Source organism: Kamptonema animale CS-326, assembly GCF_028330895.1.
Classification (GTDB): domain Bacteria; phylum Cyanobacteriota; class Cyanobacteriia; order Cyanobacteriales; family Microcoleaceae; genus Kamptonema; species Kamptonema formosum.
In genome coordinates this window covers 17,858-30,755 of record NZ_JAQMUA010000215.1, presented here as the reverse complement: position 1 = coordinate 30,755, position 12,898 = coordinate 17,858, and the positions used below count along the sequence as shown (strand labels likewise).

General features: G+C 43.4%; 13 protein-coding genes. 9 read left to right on the top strand and 4 right to left on the bottom strand.

The features are described from left to right. Window positions 1-372: 372 nt before the first annotated feature. Window positions 373-1,515: a DegT/DnrJ/EryC1/StrS family aminotransferase gene (locus PN499_RS12515; protein WP_272032254.1), complete on the bottom strand. Its 1,143-nt coding sequence runs from the start codon at window positions 1,513-1,515 to the stop codon at window positions 373-375. Between the two features lie 590 nt (window positions 1,516-2,105). Next, window positions 2,106-4,109, bottom strand: a complete 2,004-nt coding sequence (uvrB, locus tag PN499_RS12510) for an excinuclease ABC subunit UvrB (protein ID WP_272032253.1) — start codon at window positions 4,107-4,109, stop codon at window positions 2,106-2,108. Between the two features lie 187 nt (window positions 4,110-4,296). On the opposite strand from uvrB, the gene PN499_RS12505 reads away from it, so the two are divergent. The 6 genes from PN499_RS12505 to PN499_RS12480 all read left to right on the top strand — a co-directional run bounded on the left by PN499_RS12505 (window position 4,297) and on the right by PN499_RS12480 (window position 8,195). Beyond that, window positions 4,297-4,773: a hypothetical protein gene (locus PN499_RS12505; protein WP_007354687.1), complete on the top strand. Its 477-nt coding sequence runs from the start codon at window positions 4,297-4,299 to the stop codon at window positions 4,771-4,773. Window positions 4,774-5,132: 359 nt separating this feature from the next. Then, on the top strand, window positions 5,133-5,330 hold the full coding sequence (locus PN499_RS12500; RefSeq protein ID WP_272032252.1) for a hypothetical protein: 198 nt from the start codon (window positions 5,133-5,135) through the stop codon (window positions 5,328-5,330). 299 nt (window positions 5,331-5,629) lie between these two features. Continuing rightward, window positions 5,630-5,818 carry a CsbD family protein gene (locus tag PN499_RS12495; protein ID WP_272032251.1) on the top strand — a complete coding sequence of 63 codons (189 nt, stop codon included), beginning with the start codon at window positions 5,630-5,632 and terminating at the stop codon, window positions 5,816-5,818. A 253-nt stretch (window positions 5,819-6,071) separates the two neighbouring features. Next, window positions 6,072-6,524 (top strand): hypothetical protein, encoded by a 453-nt coding sequence (locus PN499_RS12490; RefSeq protein WP_272032250.1) that lies wholly within the window; start codon window positions 6,072-6,074, stop codon window positions 6,522-6,524. Between the two features lie 190 nt (window positions 6,525-6,714). Further along, on the top strand, window positions 6,715-7,227 hold the full coding sequence (locus PN499_RS12485; RefSeq protein ID WP_272032249.1) for a hypothetical protein: 513 nt from the start codon (window positions 6,715-6,717) through the stop codon (window positions 7,225-7,227). A gap of 179 nt (window positions 7,228-7,406) precedes the next feature. Further along, window positions 7,407-8,195, top strand: a complete 789-nt coding sequence (locus tag PN499_RS12480; protein WP_272032248.1) for a DsbA family protein — start codon at window positions 7,407-7,409, stop codon at window positions 8,193-8,195. Between the two features lie 492 nt (window positions 8,196-8,687). Here PN499_RS12480 and rpe read toward each other — a convergent pair whose 3' ends face one another. Continuing rightward, window positions 8,688-9,389 carry a ribulose-phosphate 3-epimerase gene (gene rpe / locus PN499_RS12475; RefSeq protein ID WP_272032247.1) on the bottom strand — a complete coding sequence of 234 codons (702 nt, stop codon included), beginning with the start codon at window positions 9,387-9,389 and terminating at the stop codon, window positions 8,688-8,690. Window positions 9,390-9,508: 119 nt separating this feature from the next. On the opposite strand from rpe, the gene PN499_RS12470 reads away from it, so the two are divergent. From PN499_RS12470 to PN499_RS12460, 3 genes are all read left to right on the top strand, one after another. Then, the gene (locus tag PN499_RS12470) at window positions 9,509-9,883 is read left to right on the top strand and encodes a hypothetical protein (RefSeq protein ID WP_272032257.1); all 375 of its coding nucleotides are present in this window, start codon (window positions 9,509-9,511) and stop codon (window positions 9,881-9,883) included. Window positions 9,884-10,002: 119 nt separating this feature from the next. Further along, on the top strand, window positions 10,003-11,415 hold the full coding sequence (locus tag PN499_RS12465) for an LCP family protein (protein ID WP_417063877.1): 1,413 nt from the start codon (window positions 10,003-10,005) through the stop codon (window positions 11,413-11,415). A gap of 10 nt (window positions 11,416-11,425) precedes the next feature. Further along, entirely contained in the window at window positions 11,426-11,554 is a 129-nt protein-coding gene (locus PN499_RS12460; protein WP_272032246.1) for a hypothetical protein, read from the top strand. A gap of 4 nt (window positions 11,555-11,558) precedes the next feature. Here PN499_RS12460 and PN499_RS12455 read toward each other — a convergent pair whose 3' ends face one another. After that, window positions 11,559-12,776 (bottom strand): ABC transporter permease, encoded by a 1,218-nt coding sequence (locus tag PN499_RS12455; protein ID WP_272032245.1) that lies wholly within the window; start codon window positions 12,774-12,776, stop codon window positions 11,559-11,561. Window positions 12,777-12,898: the final 122 nt, after the last annotated feature.

The following is a 12,898-nucleotide window of genomic DNA, read 5'->3' as shown; positions in this document are numbered from 1 at the left end:
GTTGTTAGTTGTTAGTTGTTAGTTGTTAGTTGTTAGTTGTTAGTTGTTAGTTGTTAGTTGTTGGTTGTTGGTTGTTAGTTGTTGGTTGTCATTGCGAACGTAGTGAAGCAATCTCAAAACCTTACCACAAAGTTACAATTCATCAGTCCTACCTTTAGAAACCTCAAGGCGATCTCAACCTATTGCGATCGCTTCGGACTTAGTTTACTTCACTACCTTCGCAACACCTCAGATTGCGGAGCACAGCGAACACCTGCGCTGCGCTTGACACGCGGAGCACAGCGAACAATAACAACCAACAACTAACAACTAACAATTACCAATTACCAATTACCAATTCCCAATTACCAATTACCAATTCCCAATTCCCAATTACCAATTCCCAATTAAAGATGCAATCCCCGCAACTACTTGCTCAACTTGAGTTTTTCTCAGTCCAGGATACATTGGTAATGATAAAATCTGTTTGCAGAGATTTTCTGCATTAGGGAAATCGCCTAAATTACCTAAGTTTGGATAGGCAGGTTGGAGATGGCAAGGTATCGGATAGTGAATGCCTGTTTGAATGCCGTTAACTGCGAGTTTCTCCTGAAGGATATCGCGGGTAAGGGGACATTCATCTGTCACCCTGATTACGTATAGATGATAAATATTACCATTGCCACTCTGGTTTTGGATGGGGAAGATCCCTTTTTTTTTCAGGGGATCTAATAGTTCATTATAATGCAGAGCAGCTAAATTGCGATCGCGATTCCAACCCTCTAAGTATGGAAGCTTAACATTTAGCACGGCTGCTTGCAAGGTGTCGAGGCGGCTGTTGGTTCCTAATTCTGTGTGCAAATATTTCTGGGATGCACCGTAGTTACGAAAAATCAGCATTTTTTGTGCTAATTCTCGATCGTTAGTAACTAGCATTCCCCCATCGCCAAAGGCTCCTAAGTTTTTACTAGGATAAAAGCTGAATGCTGCTGCTTTGCTAAATGAACCTGCACGGTAATTTTCTCTTTGTGCTAAGTGTGCTTGTGCAGCATCTTCAAATATGATTAAGTTGTAGGTTTTGGCAAAATTTAGAAGTTGATTAGGCGATACCATTTGCCCGTAGAGATGCACGGGCATAATTGCTTTGGTTTTGGGGGTTATGGCTTTTTCTGCTGCTATTAGGTCAATAAGAGCGGTGTGAGGTTCGCAATCTACTAATACTGGTGTCGCTTTGGCTCGAAGAACGCCGATGATGGTAGCGATAAAGGTGTTTGCGGGGAGGATGATTTCGTCGCCAGGGACGATCCCGCAAGCTTGAAGTCCTAGCGCGATCGCATCTGTACCACTGCCCACCCCGATACCATATTTTACGCCGCAAGCTGTGGCAAATGCTGATTCAAATTCGGCGAGTTTTTGGCCAAGAATGAAGTCTCCTTTCTGGATGACTTGTGCAATAGCTTGTTCTATTTGACTTTGGATGGGTTGATGTTGGAGGGAGAGGTCAACAAAGGGGATTTTTGTTGAGTTGTGGGTCATACATGATGTTAGTGGTTATTCATTTATATTAGTTGGATCTTCTTGGGAGTCTTCCAATTTATTAAGTTTTTTCTTGAACTTAGCGTAAGACTTAATGTCGAGCTTCCTCCGTCTAGTGTATCAACTCTACCAAGAGGCACGAAGGAATACACAGGCAGATACTCGACAGGTGGCGCTTCCAAGTCAGATTCAGCATCTTGAGGAAAGGCTAAATTATCAGGACTTACGCACCCAACCAAAGAAACCGGGTTTTTTACGAAAATACTTCGTTTTTACCCACAGATGCTCTCAAAAACCCGGTTTCTGAGACTCCCTGCGTAAGTCCTAATTATGTGAAATTTAACCAACACTCTGAGAATTGCAATTTGAAAGATGAGCTTTCTCAATACAAGTCAAAACCAGATGACTCTTCTGAAGATAATTTCTCAGTGGCCGACAGCTTAGAACGCGAATACACTAAGGAGAGGTTAAGAAGTTGATAAAAAGTGCGAAGGCGTAGCCAGCCGCAGGCATCGCTTTCCCAAATTTTGCCCTAAACTAGGGAAAAGGGAAAAGCGATCGCCTTCCCAACCTTACTACTACTAAAGTGACTAATGACCTAGTAGTTTATCTCGCAAGTGCTTAATGCGATCGCGAAACTTAGCCGCCTCTTCAAACTCCATCTTCTTCGCCGCTTCCTTCATCTGCACTTCCAACTGACCAATCAACTCAGGGATCTCTTCCAAAGATAACTCATCTACCTGTTCATAGACCGTTTCTAACTGCTGAGAATTCAGCCGCCGCGACACATCCAAAAATGCTAAAATTGCATTCTTAGATGACTTCTTCGCAATTGACTGCGGTGTAATTCCGTGCATTTTGTTATAGGCCAACTGAATCCCCCGCCGTCTATCAGTTTCATCAATGGCTTTAATCATGCTATCTGTCAAATTATCACCATACAATATCGCCTGTCCCCGGACATGACGAGCCGCCCTACCAATGGTTTGAATTAAAGAACGTTCTGACCTTAAAAATCCTTCCTTGTCTGCATCTAGAATTGCTACCAAAGACACCTCTGGTAAATCTAATCCCTCCCGTAATAAATTCACTCCTATTAATACATCAAAATCTCCATCCCGCAAAGATTGCAGAATTTCTATGCGCTCAATTGACTGAATTTCTGAGTGCAAATACCGGACTCTAATTCCGCGTTCTTGCAAATATTCTGTTAAATCTTCCGCCATGCGTTTAGTTAAAGTTGTCACTAATGTCCGCTCTTGCAGAAGTACGCGCTCTTTGATTTCTCCTAGCAAATCGTCAATTTGCCCCTCAGTCGGACGCACATAAATCTCAGGATCTATTAACCCTGTTGGGCGAATTACCTGATCGGCAACTCGACTTTCAGAGATTTCTATTTCCCAATTACCAGGGGTAGCAGAAACAAAAATACACTGGTTTACTTTTTCCCAGAATTCCTCTGCTTTCAAAGGGCGGTTATCTGCGGCGCTAGGTAAGCGAAATCCATGCTCAATCAACACTTTCTTTCTGGCTTGGTCGCCGTTGTACATCCCCCGTAGTTGAGGTACTGTGACGTGAGACTCATCTATTACTAACAGCCAATCTTTGGGGAAATAATCAATTAAACACTCTGGCGGTTCTCCAGCATTTCGCCCTGCTAAATGGCGGGAATAGTTCTCGACTCCATTGCAGTAGCCAACCTCTCGCAACATCTCTAAATCGTAGCGAGTGCGTTGTTCTAAACGTTGTGCTTCTACTAATTTACCCGCTTTTTTTAGTTCTTCTACGCTGTCTTCTATTTCGATTTCAATTGCTTGACAAGCTGCCTCCAATTTGTCTTCAGCGGTTACGAAGTGACGGGCGGGATAAATATTCAAAGCTTCTACGGTTTGGATAATTCCACCACTTACGGGGTCAACGTAGCGAATCGCATCAATTTCATCGCCAAAGAATTCTATGCGAATTATTCTATCTTCGTAGGCGGGGCCAATTTCTAGTACGTCGCCTTTGACGCGGAATTTTCCTCGACCTAAATCTAAGTCGTTGCGGCTATATTGAATGTTAACTAAATCTCGCAATAGTTGCCGCTGGTTAACTTCGGTTCCTACCTGAAAAGGGATAGCAGCTTTTAGGTATTCTGCTGGCATTCCTAAGCCGTAGATGCAGCTAATTGATGCTACTACGATCGCGTCGCGGCGTTCAAAGAGGGATCGCGTTGCTGAGTGTCGCAACATATCGATCTCTTCGTTAATTGCTGCTGTTTTTTCGATGTATGTATCGGTGACAGCAATGTATGCTTCTGGCTGGTAATAGTCGTAATAACTAACGAAGTATTCGACGGCATTATTGGGAAAAAAACCTCGCAATTCGTTGCACAGTTGAGCCGCGAGGGTCTTATTATGAGCTAAAACTAGGGTAGGTCTGCCCACTTTCTCAATAACCGCAGCTATTGAAAAGGTTTTGCCTGTACCCGTCGCACCAAGTAGAGTTTGGAAGCGATCGCCTGCAAGTACGCCTGAAGTTAGTTGCGCGATCGCCTTCGGTTGATCCCCAGTCGGCTCAAAGGGAGCTTGAAGATAAAATTTATCTCCCATAGTAACTATCAGAGAATGCTATGTTACTTATAAATATTAACAAATATGTAGTTAGATTGCAATTAAATTAAAATATTTGGTATAATTTAGAATATTTTAATTATTGACAGTAGAATTGAAAGCTGACTAAAAAAGTGCTTCTTCTAGTCAATAGTAAACCTACTCAGCAACACAGAGGTATTTATTTATGGCGATTAACAGAACTGGCAAGAAAACCGCGAGCCAGGGACGCAGAAACAGTGGTAAGACAGAGGAAGTTGCAGCGAATGAGGCTGTTACCCAAAAATCAGGGAGTATATCTCAAGTTATGGCTTTAACAATTAGGGACAAAGCAATGAGCGATCGCAAACAGCCAGACATTCAATTGTATCATAATCCTCTACCTCAGAATCGACCAATTGGAGCTAATGATTTTGAGGTGTTCGAGACTATCCGCAACCGCCCCATAGAATCAAGTTCTCTGGAAGTGATAGAAATAGTGGACAATCGCCCAGTCATGGCAGATAACTTTCAGGTAATGGAAATGTACTCTGAAGCTGGAAACCGCCCAGTTGGTTCGAGCACGCTACAGATTAGCGAACTTTACTCCGTGATGGGTGGCAGTCGCCCTATAGCTCCCAACGAAACTGATGATACTTTCACACTGATGGGATTCATTGATTAGACGCTTCAAAGTTAACCTCATCGATTCCCTATAACCCCCTAACAAAGGGGGGTTCGTGACTGCTGAAACACCTAAAATTTTTGATGAGCATAGGACTTACGCCAATCTACTTTTAGCGCCGCAGTCTCGGTGTTAAACTTACCATTGAGACTGCGACCTTACGAAGCATGATGGGTCAGTCTGACAGCAGTTGAAGGCGTTAAAGTTTCTGTTCCTTTTGTATTAGTTTTAAATCTTATATATTATCTCTATAGGCAGATGAATAGCTCAACTATTTCTCTTACTATAAAAGTATGGTTGAATTTACCTGGAAGTGTCTCTCATTTAAATAAATTATCTAAAAAACATGGTGAAAGCTCATGAATGACGAAGAATCAGCAACAACCCATATCCAGTATGTTGAACAGAAAAATCGAGAAGCTAGGGCAGAATTACTCTGTGAGGTAGCAGAGAAAGCCGGAGGTGAACATCGGCAAGCTGAGGCTCAAACTCTCCGTGCAGCGGAAATCTTAAGAGAAGAACTTAATCAAAAGATAGAGGAAGAAACAAAACATTAACATCTTTTGAAGCTCAACATTTCAAATCGTAATCTTCTCAAACAAAACCCTTATGGAGAGTCTAGGGGTTAAATTTATTTTTATAGTCCGCACAGGCGGACTTTGTTTTGTAGTTACAAAGTTATTCCCAAATATAGTTATCGCAGAAAGCAGAAGGATTTAAAGAGCTAGCGGTTACTATCATATTCTCCCCCTTTTTCTTTAATCTATCTCTTGGTAGAGGGTAAAGCAAGGAATTTGCTAATACCATGAGTTTAAGACAAAAAAAGTAAACAACTTTACAGAATAGGAGAAAAATCATGAGTGTAGAAGATCGTGCAAAAGCTACTGCCAAAAACCTTGAAGGTGTGGCTCAAGAAGCGCTAGGTAATGTTACTGGCGATCCCGAAGATAAAGCTGAAGGCAAAATGAAGCAAAAAGAAGCCCAAGTTCGCCACGGGGTCGAAGACATAAAAGATGACGTGAAGGAAAAAGTAAACCGCGCTTAATACTAACTCAGAGGGTCTGGGTAGCTACTTTTCTATCTAGACCCTCTGTTTATAAGTAGTCGGGCATAAATAAACGTAGCCATGTTATTGCGAACGGAAGAAGTGAAGTGAAGCAATCGCAAGGTTTTGGGAAAAGCTTCGCTTTGCTCGTAATGACATTATTTATTTTTGTCCAACTACTTAGTACAGAATGAAAACAGAGAATAAGTAATTAATCATTCTGTTAAGAACGTTTCGCAGAAGGAGGAAAAAAATGAATTTTTTTCAGAAAAGTCGCCAAATTATTACCGGGCTAATGTTGGTTTTAGTCCTGACTATTTCTACAGCCTGTGCGGGAGCACCCGCAGCCCAGAAACCGACTAATCTACCAGTAGCAATTGGTAGTAATTCCAATTATTACGCACAGCTACAACGAGGAAATACCCCAGTTGGCCAAGATTTTGGCAATTGGGTAATGCAGACTGCAAAGAATGTAGTACAAGACGTTTATATCCGGGATAACAACAAGTTAGGTGTTGTAATTACGCCGCAAGTCCGCCCTAATGAAGTAAAGGATTTAGCAAAATCTTTAGCCCAAGGTTTTCATCACAATTTCCCGAATCAAGATGTAACAGTTTTGATGTATGCCCCGGATAAAAAACTGATTTTGACGGCGAAATACGATCAGCAATCCAACCAGATTGAGTACAACTCGAGTAAGGCTTAAGTAATTTAAGGCTTACGGAATTAATTACAAGTCTAATTGTTGTCAATGCGAGCTAAGCGAAGCAATCCAAGGGTAAGGGGAATGTATTGAAGCAAACTAAGCCCTAAGCAATCTTCCACTCGCAGCCGAGAGCGTAATTTCTGAAGATCAGATTGAGACGCAAAAATTTTGAAAATTGGAGAAAAATATCATGGCTACCAGCGACCAATACAAGCGCCAAATCATGAACGATTTGTCGCACGGAAATACTGAAGAAATGCCGGCAGTATCAGCCGACGAATACGAAAATTTTGATGACTTTGCTCAGCGGACTACTCCAGCTCAGCGCAGACAGTTATTCGGCCAGTCTTTGCACCATGATAACGTATCGCCTGCTCAATTAGAGCCGGAGTTGCAAAAGGCGATCGCACAAATTAAACCGAATGAACGGGATGATGTGGCGCGAGAATTCTTTAAGCATTTGAGCAAGAAAGGACTGAGCGATCGCGCTTTAGAGCAACAGCTAGGACTTTCGACTCACAATCCGAACCACATGACTGCTGATGATGTTGCGAGATTGGCATCGTTTACCTATCACTCCCACCCCGATGTTTTCCGCGAAGTGTTGGCAGATCAGCCCAGTTTGATGAAGTTTTTGGGCAATCCGATTGTTGCAGGTATCTTGGGAATTGTAGCCGCTAAGTGGCTAAGCAATCGCCGCTAGGATTAAGTTGAGAGGCGGCTTGAGAGTTAACTAAGTTTTCCGGGAAATCCAGAGCGATCGCATCAGTGCGATCGCTCTTTCCTTTCGTAACACCCAGAGGGCGGCGTTACCAGCAATATCTAAGGTATATTTAAACTGATTTGCCCCTGAGATTGAAAATTTAGAGTTTCACATTTGTTATGAACATATCGTCTATGCGGAATCAACTGTATCGCCTGCAAGTTTTCTCACTAGCAGCACTTTTAATAGTTTGCCTGACTTTAATCGGTTGTTCGCCCTCCGCCCAATCAGCTAATAATACTCAACAACCAGAAGGCAAATTAAAGGAGCAAGTCTTGCAAATTATCCGCGAAAATCCCGAAGTAATTTTGGAGTCAGTACAGGCGTACCAGCAGCAACAACAAGAGCAATTGCGATCGGCTAGGCAGTCATTTTTGGAGCAGGTAAAAAATAATCCTCAAGCTGCGATCGCGGATTCTCCTACTACTGGATCGCCTTCGCAGAAAATTGTCCTCATAGAGTTCTCTGACTTTCAATGTCCCTTTTGCAGCAGAGCTCACAATACTGTCAATCAGTTTATGGCAAAACACGAGGACAAGGTTACTTTAGCATTCAAACATTTTCCCCTGGTTCAAATTCACCCACAAGCGCTACCAGCGGCTAAAGCAGCTTGGGCGGCTCAGCAGCAAGGGAAATTTTGGGAGTATCATAACGCTTTGTTCGAGCAACAGCAACAGTTGAGTGAAGAGTTGTATGGTGCGATCGCGAAAAATCTGAATCTGAATTTAGAGAAGTTTAATAGCGACAGAAATAGCCCCGCAGCAGCAGCAGCCATTCAGAAAGACATTCAAATCGCTCAAACATTAGGAATTGAGGGTACTCCCTTCTTTATCTTGAAGGGAGAAACCTTCTCTGGTGCTGTTGAACTATCCGAAATGGAGAGCATTTTGGCGAAAGTTTCTAAGTAATTGCTAATTGCTAATTGCTAATTGGTAATTGGTAATTGCTAATTGGTAATTGGTAATTGCTAATCGCTAATCGCTAATTACCCATCCTCCCCATCTCCCCTCGATCGATTAAAAATTAAAAATTAAATCTCACAATTTTTAATTTTGCATTTTTTTTAATTTTGCATTTTTAATTTTTAATTGATTAAGTTGCTCCCCTGCTCCCCCGCTCCCCATCTCCCCCTCTTTCCCTAGTCCTTAGTCCTGAGCATCGTAGTCCCTTCTTCTATAATTACTAATTAAAAGTAGTACCTACTTAATTACAAACTACGATGGGATTTACGAAAAACTTTTTGTAACGCTGCCCTCTAAGCGGTAACATTACTACCCAGAGGCCAGCGTTACGTAAGCTATTTGGTAACAATAAAAACCAGAATGAAAGAAGTCAAACGTCAAAATATTGCTAAAATTTCCCCTCTGCCTTCTTTCTTCTTCCCTCTGCCTTCTTCCTTCTTAAACTGCTGCCAATTCAGGAGTTGGACGCTTGCTATTGCGAATGCCTTCGATCGCGGCTGCATAATCCTTAGCCTTAAACACAGCGGAACCAGCAACGATCGCATTTGCTCCCGCTTCCAAAACCTGCCAAGTATTATCAACTTTTAGACCGCCATCCACCTCAATCCAGGGGTCAAGGCCTCTTTCATCGCACATCTGGCGAAGTTTGCGAATTTTCGGCACCACCGTCGGAATGAAACTCTGACCGCCAAAGCCCGGATTGACACTCATAATCAAGATCAGATCGCACAGTTCGAGTACGTGCTCAATCAACTCCAAAGGAGTCGAAGGATTTAGCACTACACCAGCCTGCTTGCCCAGTTCGCGGATTTGGCCGAGAGTACGGTGTAAGTGAGGGGAAGCATTGTGTTCAGCGTGAACCGAGATAATATCAGCACCCGCCTTAGCAAAATCCTCGACGTATTTCTCAGGTTCCACTATCATCAAGTGAACGTCCAGAGGCTTGCTGGTAACGGGGCGAATCGCCTCAACAATCAGGGGGCCAATAGTAATATTAGGAACGAAACGACCGTCCATCACATCAACGTGAATCCAGTCGGCCCCAGCCCGATCTACTGCTCGAATTTCATCTCCGAGGCGGCTGAAATCTGCTGATAATATGGATGGAGAAATAACAGTCGATTTGCGGGATTGGGTCATGGCTAAGGATACTCTCCTGCGTCTGCGTGCTGTATTGAGTGTATCAAAATGTGGATATCATCTGCGATCGCCGCAGACAATCCATCTGTTAAATCCTGCTTTGTTCTCCTATGCTGGAAATGAAAAATACAGACCCCTTAGAAAATTCGGATCTTAACCGCCTGCAACTGTTTGTGTTATTGACTCCTATCGTCGGCTTTTTCCCGGCCCTGTGGACGCTTTACCGTCGTCAAGGAAGCCCTCAACACAGAGCCGCCAGCCGATTAGCGATTGTCCTAGCTTTGGGTTGGCTCTCAGGGCATATTCTCTTGGAAGCTGGAGCCATCTCTGCGGAATCTTGGACGATACCCTTGTTATTAACGAGTAGCGTGCTTACCACCAGCTATTTTATCGTCACCTTGGGGCTAATGATTCGGGTCTGGAAACGCCAACCCCTTTGGCTACCTGGAATTAGCCGCGTAGCTGAGCAAATGCTAGGCAAGCATCTATCATAGTTGAGGGTGCATAGTTGAGGGTGATCTAAAAATCAAAACCTATTGATTAATGGAGTTTCCAGGTTGATACTACAAAGTGCCACTATTTTTATTAATTCTTTTTGTGTGTGAGGAAGCCCGTGTCAGCTCAGAAAATGCAAAATCCAGACCCTAGAAAGCAAACAAATGGTCAACCTTTCGTGAAAAAATCTCCCCAATCTAACCGAGGACGTTGGCTGGGGTTTGGTTTTGGTTTGGCAGGAGTGGCGATGCTTTCCGCCACAGCCGGAGCCTTGCTAGCAGTATCTCTTTCTACTACGCCGCTTCAGCAGCAGCAGTTGAGTCCCGAAGAAGCTGCGGTATTTTCTCAAGGGGATCTGGCAAAAATGAACATGAGGATGCCAGAACTCACCCGCCCGGTAAATATTTTAGTGTTGGGGCTCAAGGTTCTGAGTTCAGACTTGGATGAGCCGCCTAAAGATAGTCCGGGATATTTCACTTGGGTTAACTCTTTTAAGGGGCTAACGGATACGATGCTGTTGGTGAGATTTGACCCTCAGAACAAAAAGTTAAGCGTGCTCTCTATCCCGCGAGATACCCGAACTGATATTGAGGGGAGGGGTCTGAGCAAAATTAATGAGGCGAATTATTATGGGGGCCCGGCTTTGGCAGCAAAGTCGGTAAGTTCGCTCCTGGGTGGTGTGGGAATTGACCGCTATGTAATCGTTAATGTTCAAGGGATAAGGAGCTTGGTAGATGCCCTCGGTGGCTTAACGATGTATGTCCCTAAAGACATGAAGTATATAGATGAAAGCCAGCATTTGTTCATAGATTTAAAGGCTGGTAAGCAACATCTGACAGGGGAACAAATCGTGCAGTATCTACTTTACCGCCATGATGATTTAGGGGATATTGGGCGAGTGCAGCGACAGCAACTTTTGATGCGGGCTTTTATGGATCAGGAGCTTAATCTAGGTTTAGTATCGAAATTGCCGAAGGTTTTGTCGGTAATTCAGTCTCATATTGATACAAATTTGAGTATTGAGGAATTAGTAGCTTTAGTTGGTTTTGGTACTCAGACTGACCGTTCTGGGATACAGATGTTGATGGTTCCGGGAGAGTTTAGCGATCCCAAGGAGTTTAAGGCCAGTTATTGGCTACCTGATGAAACTGCTGTCGAGACTCTGATGGCTCAACACTTTGATTTTGGTACTAATTCCTGGGGAGTGGAGAATGTAGACCCGAAATTATTGAGGGTGGCGGTTTTAGATAGTACGGGAGATAATGCTGCTACTGATGGGTTTGTGAGTATGTTGTCTGAAGCTGGCTATGAGAATGTGCGAGTAGGGAACTCTTGGCCTGAACCTTTGGCGGTGACTCGGATTGTGGCTCAAGATGGGAATGTTAAGGGTGCTGAGGCGATTCGCCAGTCTTTGGGTTTTGGGGAGGTTGTGGTTGAGAGTACGGGGAGTTTGCGATCGGATGTGACGATTAAGTTGGGTAAGGATTGGTTGAAGAGAAAGGGTAGTCAGGGGAGATCTAATAACTTTTAGATTGTGGGTGGTGAGTGAAAGTTTTTTGACTTTGATTGAGGGCGATCGCACTTTTCTATCTAGTAGGAAGAGGAGGGCGATCGCTCTTAATCTAAAGCCTCGCCATCCCCTACCCTTTAAGCCGATCGCGCACCCTTGAAATTCTAAGCAGTTCTTAAAGCCACAATCGGGTCTAATTTAGCAGCTTGTCGTGCGGGAACGACACCGAAAAATAAACCGATACCACCGGAAACACCTACAGCTAATGCGATCGCAACTGGGGAAACTCCTGCTTGCAGGGGACTAATAGCACCCACTATCATCACGCCACCAACACCCATCATCGTACCGATCGCACCTCCAGCCGCCGATAAAATTACCGATTCAATCATAAATTGAATCAAAATATCTTGCCTAGATGCACCGATGGCTTTCCGCAAACCTATTTCTTGAGTGCGTTCCGTAACGGAAACTAGCATGATATTCATAATCCCAATTCCACCAACAAATAGGGAAATACTGGCAACGGCAGCTAACATTAATTTGAGAGCTCCCGTTATTCCTCCCAAAGTATTTTGTAAATCCTGTTGGTTGCGAACGGTAAAATCATCATCTTTAGTAATTTTATGCCGCAGCCGCAGCAGATTTTCAATCTGAAACTGGGCTGCTTTCATCTGGGTTTCATCTTTAACGGAAACTGAAATAAATGTTACTCTAATACCGTAGGGAGATGAACGTCCGACTATTCTATTTGCCATTGTTGTCAGCGGTACAAATACGTTCATATCTTGGTTATCACCAAAAGTTGAACCCTTGGGCTGCATAACTCCTATTACTTGGAAAGTATTATTTTTGATACGGACATATCTACCAATTGGTTGCACATCACCAAATAATCTCTGGGCTATTTCTGAACCCAAAGCTACTACATTTTCTTGCCTTTTTAAGTCCAAATCTGTTATAAATCTACCTTTAGCAACGTCAAAACTTCTTACTGAAAGAAATTGCGGTGTTGTCCCGATGATGGAACTGGAAGCGTTGTTACTGCGGTAGGTGACAAGTTGACTGTCGTTGAGGGTGGGGGCGACTTCTTCGACAGAGGGAACTTGCTGTGCGATCGCTTCTGCATCTGCGAGCACTAATGTCAGGGGTGGAACAACGGGGCGACGCTGGGCATCGGGACTCCCCGGAATCACAAATAGCAGGTTTGGCCCTAGAGAGTTAACTTGTTCGCTGACATATTTCTGAGCTCCTTCACCGATGCCAATCATAGCAATTACGGAAGCATTGCCGATGATTATTCCTAACATTGTCAGGCTACTACGAAGCTTGTTAGCCATTAATGTTGTTGTCGCCATTTTTACGCTTTCAATAATATCCATTTTGGTTAATTGTTAGTTGTTGGTTGTTAGTTGTTGGTTGTTAATTGTTAGTTGTTAATTGTTCGTTGTTTGTTGTTAGTTGTTAGTTATTGGTTTTTGGTTATGGTTTTTTGGTTGTTAAG

Bases quoted from the DNA above. Each gene is read 5' to 3' on its own strand.
- uvrB (WP_272032253.1), bottom strand. From the start codon at position 4,109: ATGGGAGATAAATTTTATCTTCAAGCTCCCTTTGAGCCGACTGGGGAT.
- PN499_RS12500 (WP_272032252.1), top strand. From the start codon at position 5,133: ATGAATGACGAAGAATCAGCAACAACCCATATCCAGTATGTTGAACAG.
- PN499_RS12470 (WP_272032257.1), top strand. From the start codon at position 9,509: ATGAAAAATACAGACCCCTTAGAAAATTCGGATCTTAACCGCCTGCAA.
- rpe (WP_272032247.1), bottom strand. From the start codon at position 9,389: ATGACCCAATCCCGCAAATCGACTGTTATTTCTCCATCCATATTATCA.
- PN499_RS12455 (WP_272032245.1), bottom strand. From the start codon at position 12,776: ATGGATATTATTGAAAGCGTAAAAATGGCGACAACAACATTAATGGCT.
- PN499_RS12485 (WP_272032249.1), top strand. From the start codon at position 6,715: ATGGCTACCAGCGACCAATACAAGCGCCAAATCATGAACGATTTGTCG.
- PN499_RS12490 (WP_272032250.1), top strand. From the start codon at position 6,072: ATGAATTTTTTTCAGAAAAGTCGCCAAATTATTACCGGGCTAATGTTG.
- PN499_RS12480 (WP_272032248.1), top strand. From the start codon at position 7,407: ATGAACATATCGTCTATGCGGAATCAACTGTATCGCCTGCAAGTTTTC.
- PN499_RS12515 (WP_272032254.1), bottom strand. From the start codon at position 1,515: ATGACCCACAACTCAACAAAAATCCCCTTTGTTGACCTCTCCCTCCAA.
- PN499_RS12505 (WP_007354687.1), top strand. From the start codon at position 4,297: ATGGCGATTAACAGAACTGGCAAGAAAACCGCGAGCCAGGGACGCAGA.
- PN499_RS12495 (WP_272032251.1), top strand. From the start codon at position 5,630: ATGAGTGTAGAAGATCGTGCAAAAGCTACTGCCAAAAACCTTGAAGGT.